The sequence below is a fragment of the Nitrospirota bacterium genome, assembly GCA_040755395.1.
Taxonomy (GTDB): Bacteria; Nitrospirota; Nitrospiria; order Nitrospirales; family Nitrospiraceae; genus DATLZU01.
In genome coordinates, this window is record JBFMAX010000003.1 from 1 (window position 1) to 17,847 (window position 17,847).

Below are 17,847 nucleotides of genomic sequence, written 5' to 3' on the forward strand. Positions count from 1 at the left end.
CCGAGGGCGGGGACTGGGAGCGGGACGGGTTGCCCGGCGCCGCCGGGGAAATTGCCGGGACCGGCTTTGCGCTCGCGCAGCTCGTGAGTATGGAACGCTACTACCGGGACCTGAAGACCTCAGGGCTGTTGCCGCAGAATGCGGTCCTCAACGTCACCGGCTACTCGCTGGGCGGGCATCTGGCCACGGTGTTTACCGAACTGCACGAGGCCGACGTTAGCCACACCTACATTTTCAGCGAGGCTGGGCACGGGCATGTGTCGGGGAAAAGAGCACGCCACCAGCCTGAGCGCGTCATGCGAAAGGAGGCCGCCTGAGATGGACCAACTGCAATTGCGGCGAGGAGCCATCGTCCTTGGATTGATCTTGATGCTCATCGCTGGCTGTGCGGCGTCGGTCCTTAAGAAGGCCGAAACGCCTGGAGAACGCTTTGACCGCGCCATGAAGGAGTTTGCGGCCAACTGTGCCAAGGCGAAGCTGAAGCCGAACGACACGGCCTGTGACATCCTAAAGCTCAAGCCCGCCGATCCGCTGGCGACGGAAGAAGGCCGATTCGCCCACTCGATCAAGATTCCGAATCCGGTGCCCGAGCACAGTGGCTACAAGCCGGGGATGACGCCGCAGGAATACTTCGAGCATCTGTGCAAGACCGAAGCGGGGGAGTTTATCTACAAGACGGTGGAGCATGTGGAAGGTGTCTACCAGATGAGACCGCGAGAGTCAGCAACGGATTATGAGCTCCAACATCTCCACGCGATGGAAGATCCTTATGGATATGTAACAGAAGGTGCGGCGATAGATGTGAGGTACAGCTTTGTAAATCCATCCCGGTTCAAATTTTTGGAAAACGCGGCTACTAGAAAGGCTGATAACTCGGAGGCTAGATACACCAGATATTTGGGCTATGACGCACGAGACCTGAAGAGCATGATGGTTGAACATGCATCTAGCCTGAAAAGCCGATACGGTTATACATGGCGCGGTATCAGGCGACCGCACGATCGGGAGTTGGGTATAGCTGGCGGGGAATTGATCGTGCAGGATGTGCAGACGTAAGCTCCCCCTAATTTGAGACAGTTCATGAGGAGAACTTTCTGGCACAATAGTCACCCTAGCCAGGAGGTTCCTATGCGCCAGTCGAAGTTCACCGAGACCCAAATCGTGTCGATCTTGAAAGAGGCCGATGCCGGCCGCCCGGTCAATGAGATCTGGCGGCACTACGGCATCAGCTCGGCCACGTACTACAAGTGGAAGGCCAAGTACGGGGGGTTGGAGGCGTCGGATGTGAAGCGCCTCAAAGAACTGGAGCACGAGAACAGCCGGCTCAAACGGATGTATGCCGACTTGTCGTTGGAGAATCTGGCTCTGAAGGATGTCATCGCAAAAAAGCTCTAGGGCCTGCTGAACGGCGGGAGGTCGTCACGCATTTCGTGACGGTGAACGGTCTTCCGATTCAGCGGGCCTGTCGGGCAGTGGGAGTGAATCGGGCCACGTACTATCGGCCGCTCGTGGATTGGGCCCGGCGGGATGCGCCAGTGATCGCGGCATGAACCACGCTGGTGGCGACCAAGAGTCGGTGGGGATTCTGGAAGTGTTGCGATCGGCTCCGGAACCTCGGTCATCCCTGGAACCATAAGCGGCTGTGGCGGGTGTACTGTCAGTTGCGGCTGAATTTGCCACGGCGGACCAAGAAGCGGCTGCCGGTTCGGCTGCGCCAACCGTTGGTCGTGGTGCCCCAGCCCAATACCACGTGGGCCGTGGACTTCATGAGCGACACCCTCTATGGCGGCCGTCGGTTCCGGACGCTCAACATCCTCGATGAAGGGGTGCGGGAAGCGCGGGCCATTGAAATCGATACGTCGCTGCCCGCCGAGCGCGTGATCCGGGTGTTGGAGCAAGTGGTGGCCTGGCGAGGACGACCACAGGCGATTCGGCTCGATAACGGCCCTGAGCTCATCGCAGAGCGCTTCATGACCTGGTGTGCGGAACGCGGGATCGAACTGCGGTACATCCAGCCCGGCAAGCCGGATCAGAATGCGTTCATCGAGCGATTCAATCGCACCTATCGCACCGAAGTCCTCAATGCCTCTGTGTGTGAGTCGCTCGAACAGGTCCGGGAGATCACCGCGGAATGGTTACAGAGTTACAACGAGGAGCGGCCCCATGATGCGCTGGCGGGGCTCCCGCCGACGCTGTATCGAGCCCGATTAGAAGCCAGAAGTTCTCCATTGGGAGTGTCGCCTTGACGGGGGAGCTTACGTGCGCTCGGCGGCCACGACACGGTAATCAGCGATGTCGGCAACGACTTGCTCCAAGCCGGCACGGGCAACGCTTTTCTCCATCATTGCTGAGTGCCTAGAAATGCAAACGAAAGGGAAAAGTAGTGCAGTACATGCTGAATGACCAGGATATCTGAATTCATCACTGACAAGGAGCATCAATGATGAAACGAGTACTTCTAGGCTTTTTCGTAGTGTTCACCGTATATGGGGCCGCGATGGCGGGAGCAGAAGCGTACCGGCTGGTAATGAGTAAAGATAAAGAGCTGTGCCAGACGGTCCTCACCCTCTTTAACGCAGATATGAAGCGTTACAAAGAGATCCGCTATGACGACGACATCTTCCGGGCCATCAGCTGGAAATCTGTAGATCTGGGAGAACAAACCTACGGATGCTATTTCCTCTCACATGCAATGTTCGATATCAACAATGATGGAAGAGAGGATCTCGTTATTAAGCAGAGATCCTGCCTTAGGGATATCCTAGTCGATAAACTGTTCGTTTTTCCCCAGGACAGCGATGTGCTCTCGCGTATCCACGCGGGGCCTGGAGGCGGAGAAGCGCTTGACCAGACGAAGAATAGGTTTTTTGAGATCAATGCCGGTCACTCCCTTGAAGGGCTCTCTTTTGCTGAATCGCAGGGATTGCCTCAGGGTATTGGCGGCACCGTTCTTCATCCATTTCTGTGGAAGAATAAGGCCTATGTGAGCATGACCGATTTCGATCCCGAATGGATCGTAATAGCGAGGTATCTTGAACAGCAGAAGTTTCAGGATGTGTGCTACTTCCGAGGCAGGAAAATCTTCTAGGCGCACTTCACGTCCGTACTAAAGGAGCCTGGCCATGTTGACCAATCTTCATACGGATTATCAGTATGGAAGTTATCTTGCCGATCGGACTCGGCTGCTGAAGTTTCGAGAAAATCAAGCTCTATTTTTCTCTCCTAACAACCCTGCACTGCTCGGTCCACACTTTGATAATAAGGACAGCCTAGCGCTTGGATATGGATTTGATTTATTGGCCCATAGCAACGCGCAGATTCTGGCATCTCTGCAAGCTATAGGGTTAACGGATGCGGACGTAGGGTGGACAAGTCCATCTCAGAAGGCGCACGACCTGAACCTCTTGGATATCTATCGCCAGACCCGAAGCGGGGTGTCAGGCCAGGAATGGAACAACCGAGCTAGCAAGCTATTCTTTCATCTTCCCACGGAAGCAAAAGCCACAGAGCTCCTTAACGCTGCGGCGGCAGATGCGGAAACGAAGTTGGATGAGGCACTCTTCAGTCGAGGCTTCCAGATTCCAGATTCCAAAGAAAGACTGGCCCTCGTGTCAATGGTTTATAGCGGAGGACTAGGCGTTTTTGGCTCACTTACAACATCCAAGCTACTCGACGCTTTAGAAACAGACAATCGTGCCGAAGCCTGGTACGAGATCCGTTATGGGACAAACGCAGAAAGCAGATCACAGGATCCTCAAAAGCAAGCAGTTGCTCATGGGATCGCCAATCGACGCTATGTCGAGTCAGATCTCTTCGGCCTGTATGGGGCTGGCCCAATATCTGATATCGAATCGAAAGACATCCTGAAGATGTTCACCAGGTATCGTGACCTGCCGTTTGAGGAAGGCGGTATCCGGGCTTATGAGGCGCGCTACCGCCCGAGCGACCCAAGCGCTGGCAGCCAGGGGATCGATTTTCAGATTCTTCAAGCCCGGGAGCATCTGATCGCCAATTTCAGTGAAGGACAGACAATCGATGGAGATGTCTGGTTGGGCTCGATGACCCGAACGGCGGTGAGACCTTATTGGGGACCGACAACAACGATCTGCTCTTTGGAGAAAAAGGGAACGATATTCTGATTGGGGATGGGGGCGACGATGTGCTCCGTGGCGGAGGCCGCATGTGGCGACATCGTCTACCACGTGTTGAATCGGGCGAATGCCCGCATGATGCTCTTCGAGGATGATGGAGACTATGCGGCCTTCGAGCGCGTGTTGGCGCAGGCCTGTGACCGTGTGTCGATGGGCTTACTTGCGTACTGTGTCATGCCGAATCACTGGCACCTCGTGGTGTGGCCGCGACATGATGGCGCTCTCTCGCGTTTCATGAATTGGCTCACCCTGACGCATACGCAACGCTGGCACCAGCATCGTCACAGCGTGGGGGAAGGCCATGTCTATCAAGGCCGGTTCAAATCGTTTCTGGTAGAAACCAGCGAGTATCTCCTCACGGTCTGTCGGTACGTGGAACGCAATCCAGTCCGCGCAGGGCTTGTCGAGCGAGCCGAGCAGTGGCGTTGGAGCAGCACTGGGTCGCGCGTCCAAGGCAGCAACGGCGTGCCACCTCAGTGCGTGGCCGGTTGAGCATCCGACCCAGTGGGTGCAGTGGGTGAACGAAGACGAGACGCGCGAGCAGATCGAGGCGGTCCGGCGCTGTGTCGTCAAAGGGCAACCATATGGCAGCGAGTCCTGGGTGGAGCGCATGGTGGCGCAGTGGAATTTGGGCATCACATTGCGAGGCCGAGGTCGGCCCAAGAAGACAAAGACGGCCGAAAACGGTTCCTGACACCTTTTTCTGTCTCGATCATCTCATTGACCTTAATTGATTAGGAGGAAGGCTTTCATGCGCATGAAACAGTTCGTCTTAGCGATAACAGTCCTTCTGGCCATGAGCGGAATCGCTTGGGCTGGGAAAGAAGCTTACAGGCTGGTGATGAGCAAAGACACAGAAGTCTGTTCTGCCATTTTAGCTCTCTTTAATGACGATCTGAGAAAGCACGGCGCCATTCAGTACGACTATCACAACATTTTTGTGTCATGGCAGCCGATGAGTCTTCCGGATGAAACTGCGCCCGGTAGTCACTGCGGTGAAATCAGAAAGGCTGTGCTTGACATTGACAATAATGGACAAGACGAAATTGTTCTGAGAACGAGCCTCTGCTGGCACAGTGTATTAACTGACAGTCTTTTTATCTTTTCCAAGACGAGTGAAGTTCCTGCCAGGCTGTCTTGGAGAAACATGGGAGAACTTCTTTCTGGTCATTCCGGGGTGATAGGTGCTGGACCTTATGAACTAGTGCTATGGCCACAATCAAAAAAAGGGGAACTGCGTCCGACCCTTAGCGATCCATGGGTATTAGAGTTAATGGTTTTGAATGGCACGGCTTATGTCAGTATGACCGATCGCAATTACGGGTACATAGCAGCCATCGCGAAATATCGAGGTGGATCGACGTTAGAAGACATTTGCTACTTTGAGCAGTCTTCCAGATAGAAGTCCGAGGATTAAAGAGGGGGCCCAATGCTTACAAACCTACACACAACTTTTCAGTTTGGATCCTATCAGCAGGATCGTGACAGCTTTATCAAGCGCCAAGAAAATGAACCGTTAGCAGTGAGAAAATTGGTTTCCCAATTAAGTCCTCATTATGACGGTCAAAGGAGCATTGCTATCGGGTATGGATTGGATTTGCTGACCAACTCCATCGCAACAATCAATGACCTCTTGGTTCGGGCAGGGCTTCCGCAACTTCAACTCAGTCAACATGACATTGGTTTGATTACTGTTGCCCGTGCAATCGTTGCAAGGACTCCTAAAAATACCCCGTTGCCGCCCCAAGATATCCAGGCTCTCAATACAATCGCCAAGCAGTTCAATCTTAAGTTGCCTAATGAGCCAAAGGCCGAGGAAATCTTAAAGCTGGACCTCGATGATCGAGAAGTTAGGTTCGATGCTTTCCTGTCACAGAATGGATTAACGCTTGCGCAGTCTCAGGAACGCATTGCGTTAATGTCCTTGTATTTCAACAGTCGTGGGACGTTCCAGAACAACGTCGAAGTCAAAAACAACTTGCTGGGGCCGAAGCTTTTGGCTGCCTTAGAAGCTGACGACCGCGCGGAAGCGTGGTACCAAGTCCGTTACCAATCAAACGCCGATGGCGTGCATGCAAACCGGCGTTATCGGGAAGCCGATGTATTTGGATTGTATGGCTCGGGACCGATCTCCGATTTGGAGGCCAAGGAAGTTCTGGAGATGTTCACAAGGTACCGGGACTTGTCGTTTGAGGAAGGGGGCATCCGGGCTTACGAGGCCCGCTTTCGGCCAAGCAATCCCATAGCAGGAAGCCAAGGGATCGATTTCCAGATTCTTCAAGCCCGGGAGCATCTGATCGCCAGCTTTGGAGAAGGATATTCCAGCGACGGCGAGGTCCTGGTCGGAGAAAACGCCCTCATCCCCGGCGATCGGCTTGCGGGAACGGACAATAACGATCTGATCTTCGGACAGCAGGGTCATGATGAATTAAAAGGGGGTAGTGGCGATGACGTGCTCTACGGCGAAGAGGGCACCGACCAGCTCATCGGCGGCACTGGCGATGATCTGTTACTGGGCGGCCAGGGCTATGACACGTACGTCTACAGCAGCGGGGATGGACAAGACACGATTACCGATAGCGATGGGTTTGGGAGCGTGCTGTACGATGGCCGGCAGCTCCAGGGGGGAGTGAAGAAACAAGGGCAGTCGGTCTACAAAAGTCTCGATAACCAATTCACCTATTCCTGGGATGGCACCGCAGGTCACGACCTCACGATCACTGGTCCCGGTGGCACGTTGACCGTGAAGGCGTTCACCAATGGTCAGCTCGGCATCGCGCTCACGAATGAAGTCTCCTACGTGAACGGCCTGCCGATCCGTACAGAGTTCACGCAAGAAGTCCCCGATCCGGAGAATCCTGGTCAAACGATTACCGTGCCGATCTTCGACGACAACAATAACAGCTATACGATCACTGGCGCGACGAACAACGTCGTCCATGCGCTCGGCGGCCACGACACGGTAATCAGCGATGTCGGCAACGACGAACTGTATGGCGACGATGGCAACGATACGCTGCAGGGCAAGGGCGGCCATGATCGGCTCTATGGCGGGCTGGGCCAGGACACGCTCTACGGGCAAGACGGGGACGATACGCTGGAAGGCGGAGAGGGCCCGGATGAAGTGCAAGGTAACCACGGGGCGGATGTGCTTATCGGTGGAGCCGGGGATGACCTCCTGACCGGCGATGCGGTGACGGACTCGTCATGGAATCCTGCCCAGGCCGGCAACGATTTCCTGGATGGCGGGGATGGGACAGACATCCTGACGGGCGATGGGGGGAGCGATGTCCTGACCGGCGGCAGCGGCAGCGACACGCTCTGGGGCGACTATGGCGGAATCCTCAACATTTATGGTGGGTTCACGCTCGCGCTCCTGAGTCAAGGCGGCAATGATACGCTCGACGGTGGTGCGGGCGTGGATGCGCTCGCGGGCGGACCTGGTAGCGACCTTCTCATGGGTGGGGAAGACGACGATTTTCTGATCGGCGATTACCCGGTGCTGGATTCGACTCTGCCCATCGAAGCCCGGGCCACGATCGGTGGGAACGATTTCCTCACCGGCGATGCCGGCAACGATCAGTTGGCGGGTGGGGTCGGTGACGACGTGCTGCTGGGCGGGGCTGGCGACGATCAACTCCACGGAGAGGATTTCTTCGGGATCACCACGGCATTCGGCGATGACGTTCTGGATGGCGGCGCCGGAGCGGATCAGCTTTTCGGAGATGAGGGCGACGATGTCCTCATGGGCGGGTCTGAGAACGACAAGTTGTATGGGGAGGATGCTACGAACGCGTTCTTGACAGGCAACGATAGGCTACAGGGGGAAGCCGGCGCGGACGAACTGTATGGCGGTGGTGGAAACGATGTGCTCGACGGCGGCGAGGGTAATGATGTCCTGTCCGGGGATGATCTGTATTTCTTCAACGGCTTCACCAACGTCTTTACAGTCTCTATGGCTCCGGGCAATGACCAATTGGACGGCGGGGTCGGCGAAGACCGGCTCTATGGCGGGGGCTTGGACGATGAATTGACCGGTGGAGCCGATGATGATGTCTTGGTCGGCGATGACTTCATTGATGGGGACGAGTTCATTTACTCCACCCAAAGCGGGAACGATACCCTCGACGGCGGCGAGGGCGAAGACCAACTCTACGGCGGAGCAGGGGATGATGTGCTCGCAGGCGGCTTGGGTAACGATAGCCTGGTAGGGGACCGCGGCATCCTGCCAGGCAACGTCAACCCGGATGATCTGTTGGTCGGTGGGAACGATACCCTGGACGGTGGCGAAGGCCACGATACGCTCGATGGCGGGGTCGGGGCTGATGTGCTGCTTGGAGATGTCGGCAATGACACGCTTCTCGGCGGAGCCGGCAACGACCAGCTTGAAGGGGGAGATGGAAATGACGTTCTGAGTGGCGACGGCGGTGGATTCGGGTTTGGCGTGGGGGATGACATCTTGCTGGGAGGCGCTGGCCTCGATGACCTTTTCGGAGGGGAAGGCGCTGATGTGCTCGATGGCGGCTCCGACCGCGACCGCCTCCGAGGGTCCGGAGGCAGCGACACGTATGTCTTTGGATTGGGGTACGGGCAGGACACGATCGAGGACATTGCCGACGGCAATGTGAACACGGTGCAGATGGCCGTCGGCATCCTACCCGGCGACGTCACCGTCACGCGGCGCCAAGACAAGACTGACTTCCCGAACGTGGATGATCTGGTGCTGACGATCACCGGCACCGGCGACCAGCTCACGATCAAAGCGGTGGAAGGCCTCTTCGCCGCCCCGTTCTTCCGGGTGACGTTTGCCGACGGCACGGTCTGGGACGCGAACACGCTGCAAGACAAGGCCCGGCAGGTGACTGGCACGGACGCCGCCACGACACTCCGCGACTTTTCGGACACGGACGATGTGTTGGCCGGGTTGGGCGGAGGCGACGTACTGCTGGCCGGAGCCGGCAATGACACGCTCGACGGGGGCACGGGCAAGGATCGGCTTTACGGCGGTGGGGGCGATGACGGCTATGTCTTCGCGGCGGGCAGCGGGCAGGACACCGTGTTTGACCGGACCGGGGGGCAAGACCGTGTCAGCCTGGCGACCGGCATCGCGCCCGGGGACGTCACCGTATTGCGGAGCGGGAATCATCTCACCCTGAATCTCCTGAGCACGGGTGATCGGTTGACCCTCCGGTACTTCTCTCTCGATCCGGCCTACCAAGTGGAGCAGGTGGAGTTTGCCGGTGGCACGGTCTGGGATACCGCCGCCTTGCTGGCACAGGTCAGCGGGGAACTGCTGGTCGGAACCGACGGGGATGACACGCTGACGGCCACCCCGGCCGCTCGGTTTCTGGCTGGCGGCGCGGGCGACGATACCTACATCGTGAGCGATCCGTCCGACCGGGCGTTGGAGGCGGAAGGCGAGGGCACAGACACCGTGCAGAGTTCGATCAGCTACACGCTCGGCGGGCACGTCGAGCATCTCACGCTGACCGGCACGGCGGACATCAACGGGACCGGAAACGCGTTGGACAACGTCCTGGTCGGCAACAGCGGCCTGAATGTGCTGGCCGGTGGACAGGGTAACGACACCTATGTGGTCGGGCTCGGGGACACCGTGGTCGAGGCGGCGGGCGAGGGCATCGACACGGTGCAGACGGACCTGAGTTACACGTTAGGCGCCAACGTCGAGAACTTGACCTTGACAGGGAGCGGGGCGACAGCCGGCACCGGCAACGTACTCGACAACGTGCTGACGGGGAACAGTGCCGCGAACCTCCTGACCGGCGGGGCCGGCAACGATACCTATGTCATCGGCGCCGAAGATACCGTGGTCGAGCTCGTCAACGAAGGGATCGACACGGTGCAAACGGATGTGAGCTACACGCTCGGGGTCAATCTGGAGCGTCTGATTCTGACGGGCAATGCGGCCATCGACGGCACCGGCAACTTACATGACAATGTGCTCGTCGGCAATAGCGCGGCGAACGTGCTGACCGGCGGACTGGGCAACGATACCTATGTCATCGGCGCCGGCGACACGGTGGTGGAGAATCCCGGCGAGGGAACCGACACGGTCCAGACGGATCTGAGCTACAGCCTCGGGGCCAACATGGAGAACCTGACCTTGACCGGCAGTGCCGCCGTCGATGGAACCGGGAATGAGCTCGACAACGTCCTGACCGGCAATAGCGGAGCAAATGTGCTGGATGGCGGCCTGGGTGCCGATACGCTGGCCGGTGGCGCGGGAGATGACACCTATATCATCGACCAGGCCGGCGACACGGTGATCGAGGCCGCCGATGAAGGAACGGACACAGCCCAGAGTTCGATCAGTTACATCTTGGGTGCCAATGTCGAGCACCTGACACTGACCGGCACGGCAGACATTGATGGAGCCGGGAACGAACTGGACAACGTGCTGGCGGGCAACAGCGGGGCGAACGTGCTCACCGGGGGTGTGGGGAACGACACCTATGTGATTGGGACGGGCGACACGGTGGTTGAGCAGGCGGACGAAGGCAGTGACACGGTCGTGACAGATCAGAGCTACACCCTGGGTGCCAACGTCGAGAATCTGACCCTCACAGGCACGGCCAACCTCGACGGCACCGGCAACGCCCTGGATAACGTGCTCACGGGCAACAGTGGTGAGAACGTCCTCACTGGCGGAGCCGGCAACGACACGTATGTGTTTGGGCGAGGGTCTGGCAGCGACACGGTCATCGACAATGATGCCACGGCCGGAAATTTCGATGCTATCGAGTTCGGCGAGGATGTGGCTCCAACAGATGTGGCCGTCTCGCGCAGCGGCGATGATCTGGTGCTGAGCATCAACGGCACGACCGATCAACTCACCATCCAGTCGTTCTTCCTGGCGTCGGCCAATCAGGTTGAATTCTTCACGTTCGCCGACGGGACTGTCTGGGATGTGGCGGCAGTGACTGACCGATTGCCGAAAACACTCACGGGAACGGCCGGTCAGGACACGCTGTATGGCGGAGGTAGTTCGGATGTGCTCGATGGAATGGCAGGGAACGACAACCTGTACGGCTATGACGGCAACGATACTTACCTGTTCGGCCCGGGTGCCGGCGAGGACACCCTGCTGGACTATGACGTGACGGCAGGGAATCTGGATCTTATCCAGATGGCGGCCGGTGTGCTACCCAGCGCAGTGTTCGTGTCCCGCAATGTTGACGATCTGGTGTTGCGCCTTGACGGCACCACGGATCAGTTGACGGTTCAGTCGTTTTTCCTCGATCCGGCGTACCGGGTTGAACGGGTCTCCTTCTCGGACGGGACGCAGTGGGATGAAGAGGCGATCCGCGATCAGATGCGCCAGAAATTCACCATGCCGGCCGGGCAAAATACGCTGGTCAACAGAAAAGGGGTCGGTCAACAGAAAAGGGGTCGGGAGTCTTTGTTGGCGATAAGGGCTCAGCCATCTCGAAGACATTGCGATCGCATGTGCCTCCAGTTCAACACACCGCCACCACCGCCAAACTTGCGCACGATGATCGCATTTAAGACTCCCGACCCCTTTTCTTTTCACCGACCCCTTTTCTTTTCATTCTGCACTAGCCAGGCCGACCTGCGTCAAGATTCGCGTTAACCGCTGACTCCCCCGTACAATCGTAAATGTGGGGTCATCAGTTGGGTCGTATCGTGATCGGTGTATCGCAACGAATCGGGCGCGCCACACGAGGCAGGAACCCGCTCGAGCTTCGCCGACGAACGTTGTCCTTGGATGTCAGGCAACAGAGAGGAGAATCAATCGTCTGCTGGGCGTCTGACCGTCATTCGGGCCACGGCCTGCAGTGCTGTCTGGGTGGCCGGCACCACCCTGCGTAAGCCCAGTCGCCGATGCTGCGGACCTCGTGCGAAGACCGCGGAGGCATGATTCAAGACCTGACCCGAAATGTGTGATGCGAAGAGGAAGAAGGGTCGGGCGTCCTGATCGTGCTCAGTCATAAGACGCGCCCCGGCCCTTGTTCTTGTTCCCTAGCCCCGCCCCATGCCGCCTTTATCGATCTCACCGATTTCCGAGAGACACGCTCCAGGATGTCATCACCAAACTCGAGCCGGGCCTGTTTCTGGCCGTCACCGGCCTGACGGTGAAAGACTTTGACCTGCTCGTGCGCCTGAAGGTGTTCAACACGGAACAGACGAATGCGGCCGTGTTCGCGTTCCGCCGCTATGAGGACGCCTCGCTGCGCTATACGGGGATCGAGAGCCATCCCGGGTTGACGCACTACGGGCTGTACGACACCGTCGTGGCGAAAGAGTGATCGAGCAGCGACCGCTCGTCTCAGCTTGAGACAAGCTCAATGTCCCGCCAATCTTTTCTGGCAGTGGTTACCTCCGCACCATTCTTGACTGTGAGCATTTCGGGAGCGAGCAAGACGGTTGGCACTCTCGCACCTCTGCGGGTGAGTTTGCACACGCCTGGCGATTGACGAGCAGCGAGACCGAGCCATCCCTTGAGACCTTGGCAAGAACAGTTTCGTGTGGTTCTTGAAAAAGCGGGGTATGCAGGGGAGCGCTTTGACAGAGGTCTATGTCATTGCTTCGCCTTGTGGGTCGTCCGATAGACTCCTGATCCTACAACCAGACGAAGATGATCAGAAATGCCGTCTTGATTGCGCGTTCGCCCAGGGTATGCAATGCTGGACCGACCGATTTCCGTGCTGAATGTACGATGACCACCCGGGGTACTCACGAATATGTTCCTTTCGGCGTATCCGTCTTAGGCGGTCTCCTGGTCTGCCTGGCAATTTCCATGGCCACGGGACGAAGGGAAGCCTGGGATTCCGGAGCTTACTTCTCTGTTGGAATTCCGATCATGTGCGCCGTGATCTTTGTCATCGGCTATCGTTTTCCCGATCGCCCCTGGCGCTGGGTCATGAGTATGGCGGTGGGCCAGGCGCTCGCACTCGTGATGGCGGGAAATTCGCTGTCGCTGTGGCCGCTTTCGCTTCTCGCTATGACGGTTTTTTCCGTCCCCCAGTTCGTGATCGGTTCGTGGGCAAGCAAACTGGCAATAAGGAGGAGCAAGGGCTAACGAGGAGACTGCGACTACGTGCTTCTTCCCCAAAGAATGATGGAGGAAGCAGACTGAGGCAGGCTAGCGGATGACCGGCTGCAAGGTCACGGTGGCTGTCAAGAGTCGTCGAACGACTCCCGGCCCCTTTTCTTGTTCCCTGTCTTGTCTGATGCCCAACAGGGCGTTCCGGCGGACCGCCAAAAACTGCGCATTCGTCGTCCGATGAATTCGCACGTCTGCGGCAAGCCGGGGAATCCTGGCGTGAATGTACCGCCCGGAACACTGAACAGCGCGCCCAAGATAAGCGGACGCGACAGTTGATTGGAAACCGGACCGTGCAGACTTATTTCCTGTTTCTGCTTGTAGGGTTGGTTCTGGGGTTGCTTACCGAAGTTGAACTGAAACTGGTCGCTCGCATCCAGCCTTCCGCATTCCTCATCGCCGTGATTGCCTATCCCGTGTTGATTTCGCTCGCATTCGATGGGAGTAGGCTCGTTGAGGGGTCAACAGAAAAGGTCCAGCAGAAAAGGGGTCGGGAGTCTTTGTTGGCGATAAGGGCTCGGCCATCTCGAAGACATTGCGATCGCATGTGCCTCCAGTTCAACACACCGCCACCACCGCCAAACTTGCGCACGATGATCGCATTTAAGACTCCCGACCCCTTTTCTTTGCGACCCCTTTTCTTTGACCCTTTTCTTTTCTGAGGAGCGGGACTGTCCGGTAGTCTCGCGTTTCCCTCCTTTGTTCTCCGGCGTTCCGGTCAACGACTCTGTCCCACGCCGATTCTCGCGTCCACGATGCGGCAGCCTTGGCCCGGCGATAGCGCGAACACGGGGTTCAGGTCGAGTTCGACGATCTCCGGCACCTCTTCCGCCAGCCTGGAGACGCGCAGCAGCGTCTCTTCGAGGGCCGGCACGTCGGCGGGAGGATGGCCGCGGTAGCCGGTCAGGAGCCGATAGCCTTTGATCTCCCGGATCATGTCGGCGGCGTCGCGGTCCGTCAGCGGTGTCACCCGGAAACGGACGTCGCTCAGGATTTCGACATATACGCCCCCCAACCCGAACGCGACGAGCGGACCGAACGAGGGATCATGGGTGACCCCGATCATCACCTCGACGCCGCCCGCGATCATCGGTTGCACCACGACTCCGTCCATCGCACCTAGCTGCCGCATCTGCGCGAGCCGGGACCGGATCGCCTCGAACGCCTCGCGGACCTGTGTCTCGGACGCAAGGTTCAAGCGGACTCCGCCGGCTTCCGTCTTATGGACAATCCGGTGCGATGCGAGCTTCACCGCGACGGGAAATCCGACCCGGCGGGCCAGAGCGGCCGCCTCGTCCGCGGTCCGAGCCAGGCCGCCGTCGGGAAGGGGAAGTCCCGCCGCCGTGAGGACGGCTCTGGTTTCCTCGACGGTCAGCCACCCGGGTCCACGCTGAGCCAGGGCCTTTTTGCAGGTCTCTTTGGCCGTCGTCAGATCGAGGTCGTCGAAATCCGGAACCATCCCGAGCGGCTGCGCGCGCCAGTCGGCGTAGGCGGCCATCTTGCTCAACACCCGGGCCGGCATCTCCGGCAGGGGGTACGTCGGAATCCGTTCGCCGGGAAGGGCGAAGGTCCGATCCTGGTCGCCTTCCGCCATCCAGCAAATCAGGACCGGCTTCGCTGCGGCTCCGGCGGTCCGGCCGGCTTCGATGCCCGATCGGATGCCCTCCGCGATCCCGGACGTGTCGGTCGCCGTGACGGAAATGTACAGCACGATCAACGCATCGACCTCCTCCGCCTGCATGACCGTCTCGATGGCCTTGGCATATTGCGCCGGCGTGGCGGAGGCGATGAGATCGACCGGATTTTTGATGGCTGCGGCGGGCGGGAGGAACGATGCGAGCGCGGCCTTTGTTTGAGCGGACAGTTCCGGCACGAGCAGGCCGGCGGCTTCGCAGGCGTCGGTGCAAAGAATGGCCGGACCGCCCGCGTTGGTGATGAGACCCACGCGCCGTCCCGGCGGGAGCGGCTGAGCGGACAGGCCGGCGGCCAGCGCAAACAGCTCCTCCAGCGTCTCGGCCCGGATCACGCCGGTCTGGCGGAACAGCGCCTCGACGGCCGTGTCGCTGGCCGCCAGCGCGGCGGTGTGCGAACCGGCGGCCCGCCGGCCCGAGGGGGTTCGCCCGGCCTTCACGGCCACGATCGGTTTGCGCCGGCTGACGCGGCGCGCGATGCGTGCGAAGCGGCGCGGGTTGCCGAAGGACTCCAGATACAACAAGATCACGTCCGTCGCCGGGTCCTCCTCCCAATATTGCAGGAGGTCGTTGCCTGACACGTCCGCCTTGTTGCCGACGCTGACGAAGGTGGAGATGCCTATCTGAAGCCGGTGCGCGGCGCCGAGAAGGGCTAGCCCCAGGGCGCCGCTTTGCGAGGACATGGCGATCCGCCCGGGCGGCGGGAACAATGCGGTGAACGTCGCATTGAGCCGCACGGCCGGATCGGCATTCACCAGGCCGAAACAGTTCGGCCCGACCATGCGCATCCCGTAATGGCGGACCTTCTCCACCAGACGCCGTTGCAGCTCACGGCCCTCGTCGTTGACTTCGGCGAAGCCGGCCGTGATCACGACCAGCGCCCGCACCCCACGCGCGGCGCAGTCGTCCACGACGGGCAGCACCGCGTCGCGCGGCACCACGATCACGGCCAGATCGACCGGTTCGGGAATCGCCCGGACCGACGGATACACGCGCAACCCGGCCAGTTCGGTCGCATGCGGATTGACGGGATAGATGCGGCCAGTGAAGCCGCTCGTGCGCAGCGCTTCCAGCAACCGGAATCCGACGCTCCGAGGATCGCGCGAGGCGCCGACGACCGCCACGGCCTGCGGCCGGAAGAACGGCCGGAGCGATGCGACCGTGGCGAGGCGATCCCGCATCTCGGAGCGGTTCACGCTGGCCTCCGTCGGAACGAGCGAGAGTTCGACCTCGATGTCGCCGCCCGCCAAACTTTCGTGGACCTCGAAGCCTGATTCGCGGAACACTTCCCGCATGGCCAGGTTGTCGGCGTGGGTGACGGCCCACAGCCGGCCGAAGCCGTGGCGAATCGCGAGTAAGGCCAACCGTTCCAGCAGCAGCGTGCCGAGACCCTTGCCGTGAAAGGCGTCGTCGACGGCCAGGGCGACCTCGGCGGTGCGCTCGTCCCTGGCCAGGTAGGAGCCGGCGGCGATGATGCGTAACGCGCCTTCCCAGACACGGGTCACGATCAGGGTCAATTGGGATGTGGGATGTGCGGCGTCGCAGAGTGCGGCGATGACGTCCTCCGGCGGCGTCGTTTCGGAGAAGAACCGGTGGCGCCTGGCTTCCGGTGACAGCCGGTCCACGAAATCACGGAGAGCCGGCGCGTCTTCCGGCCGGGCGAGGCGGACGGCGGCTGTCGTCCCGTCGCGGAGGATCAAACGGCCGTGCTCCGGCGCCTCCTGGGTGGGCGACGAAATAAACAAGGGTCGGACAGGCTTCATCGGAGGGCTCCTCTGCCCGAGTCGGCCGGGTTCAGCGGCCGCCTGCGACGGGTATCAGGGAAACGAGGATGGACAACCCGATCAGCACGATAATAATCCACTCGAGCACCTCCATGCGCCTGGCCGCCGCCTGCGCCGCCAGTTTCTCATAGATGCTCTCGAGCGTATGGAGTTTCCTGGTGATGCTGGCGTCCCACGATTCCAAGTGAAACCGCTGGGAGGCGAGGCGGTGGATGCGGGCCAGGTATTGGTCCCCGAACAGCTTCAAAGTATTGGTGACCCGCTCGAAGAGAATGGCGCTGTCCACCTGCAGTTGCGCGATCGGCTCCAGTTCCGTGCGGACCGATCCCGGCAGATGCAACCTGATCCATCCGCGCTTGGGCAGGGCCTCATAGGCTTCATCCAGCGCCCGGTCGAGCTGGCGATCCAGCAGGCGCATCTCCAGCAACTCGACGTTGGCGAACTCGAGCACGGCCAGCACGTCCTCCATATCCTGCCCCAGCAGGAGAGCCGCATTCCAGTCGATGACGGCGATATCGTCGGGACCGAACGACAGGCGATATCCGATCGCGTCCTGGATCTCCTGTTCCGCCAGACTCTGCGATTCCGAGCGCAGAACCTGCGCGACGGCCTGAGCGTGGTCCTTGACGAGGTCCGAACCGTTGAGCGAGGGAGCCGACGCTTCGATGTGATAAATCACGTAGTCTTCCACGGAGTCGACAACATGGGGACGCTCTACGGCCTCGCCGACGGCGGCCAGCAGCTCTTCCACCCGCCGGCGCGACTCGGCCCGAAGCGGCTCATGGTCGTACAAGTCTTGGCTGAGCGACAGCAGGTCGGAAAAGGTGCCGTTCAGCGGGATGGTATGGGTGAGGGACACGGCGCCGAAGTCATACAGCAGCACATCCACGCCCGGGTCGGTGCGAAACCGTCCGATCGTGAGCGGCTCGGTGTCCGCTCCGATCCTCAGCGGCGCAGGGCTGTAGTCGAAATAGGCGGGCGCCCGGCGCTTGTGTTTGATCCGGCTCCGCTCCTTGATCGTCGTGATCCGGCGTTCGGCCTCGTTCAGGTCGACCGATTGTCCGATGTCGTAGGCGAACATCGCGTAGGCCGTCCCTTTCTCTATCTGCAGGATCGGCGGCAAGGAACCCATGTCG

12 protein-coding genes and 2 pseudogenes are annotated in these 17,847 nt (G+C 59.6%); 12 read left to right on the forward strand and 2 right to left on the reverse strand.

All coding sequences use genetic code 11. The annotated features are described in order from the left end of the window. From AB1555_06175 to AB1555_06230, 12 genes and pseudogenes are all read left to right on the forward strand, one after another. On the forward strand, positions 1-317 hold a 317-nt coding region (locus AB1555_06175; GenBank protein MEW6246284.1), incomplete at its 5' end, for a hypothetical protein. A gap of 1 nt (position 318) precedes the next feature. Then, positions 319-1,056, forward strand: a complete 738-nt coding sequence (locus AB1555_06180) for a hypothetical protein (GenBank protein ID MEW6246285.1) — start codon at positions 319-321, stop codon at positions 1,054-1,056. Positions 1,057-1,128: 72 nt separating this feature from the next. Beyond that, positions 1,129-2,246 (forward strand): annotated as a pseudogene (locus AB1555_06185) (IS3 family transposase). Between the two features lie 194 nt (positions 2,247-2,440). Then, positions 2,441-3,088: a hypothetical protein gene (locus AB1555_06190; protein MEW6246286.1), complete on the forward strand. Its 648-nt coding sequence runs from the start codon at positions 2,441-2,443 to the stop codon at positions 3,086-3,088. A 34-nt stretch (positions 3,089-3,122) separates the two neighbouring features. Continuing rightward, the gene (locus AB1555_06195; GenBank protein MEW6246287.1) at positions 3,123-4,139 is read left to right on the forward strand and encodes a hypothetical protein; all 1,017 of its coding nucleotides are present in this window, start codon (positions 3,123-3,125) and stop codon (positions 4,137-4,139) included. Continuing rightward, positions 4,085-4,246 carry a hypothetical protein gene (locus tag AB1555_06200; GenBank protein MEW6246288.1) on the forward strand — a complete coding sequence of 54 codons (162 nt, stop codon included), beginning with the start codon at positions 4,085-4,087 and terminating at the stop codon, positions 4,244-4,246. Before AB1555_06195 ends, AB1555_06200 begins: the two co-directional genes overlap by 55 nt. Continuing rightward, entirely contained in the window at positions 4,230-4,643 is a 414-nt protein-coding gene (locus AB1555_06205) for a transposase (GenBank protein MEW6246289.1), read from the forward strand. The genes AB1555_06200 and AB1555_06205 overlap by 17 nt, the downstream gene beginning before the upstream one ends. Before the next feature lie 25 nt (positions 4,644-4,668). Further along, positions 4,669-4,845, forward strand: coding sequence for a hypothetical protein (locus AB1555_06210; GenBank protein MEW6246290.1), 177 nt, complete (start codon positions 4,669-4,671; stop codon positions 4,843-4,845). A gap of 63 nt (positions 4,846-4,908) precedes the next feature. Then, positions 4,909-5,553, forward strand: coding sequence for a hypothetical protein (locus AB1555_06215; protein MEW6246291.1), 645 nt, complete (start codon positions 4,909-4,911; stop codon positions 5,551-5,553). 516 nt (positions 5,554-6,069) lie between these two features. Further along, positions 6,070-11,763 (forward strand): calcium-binding protein, encoded by a 5,694-nt coding sequence (locus tag AB1555_06220; GenBank protein ID MEW6246292.1) that lies wholly within the window; start codon positions 6,070-6,072, stop codon positions 11,761-11,763. Positions 11,764-12,199: 436 nt separating this feature from the next. Next, positions 12,200-12,439: pseudogene (locus AB1555_06225) on the forward strand (hypothetical protein). 329 nt (positions 12,440-12,768) lie between these two features. Further along, entirely contained in the window at positions 12,769-13,212 is a 444-nt protein-coding gene (locus AB1555_06230) for a hypothetical protein (GenBank protein ID MEW6246293.1), read from the forward strand. 742 nt (positions 13,213-13,954) lie between these two features. On the opposite strand, the gene AB1555_06235 is transcribed toward AB1555_06230, so the two are convergent. After that, positions 13,955-16,690, reverse strand: coding sequence for a GNAT family N-acetyltransferase (locus AB1555_06235; protein ID MEW6246294.1), 2,736 nt, complete (start codon positions 16,688-16,690; stop codon positions 13,955-13,957). 31 nt (positions 16,691-16,721) lie between these two features. Continuing rightward, positions 16,722-17,843, reverse strand: a complete 1,122-nt coding sequence (locus tag AB1555_06240) for a hypothetical protein (protein ID MEW6246295.1) — start codon at positions 17,841-17,843, stop codon at positions 16,722-16,724. Between the last annotated feature and the right edge of the window lie 4 nt (positions 17,844-17,847).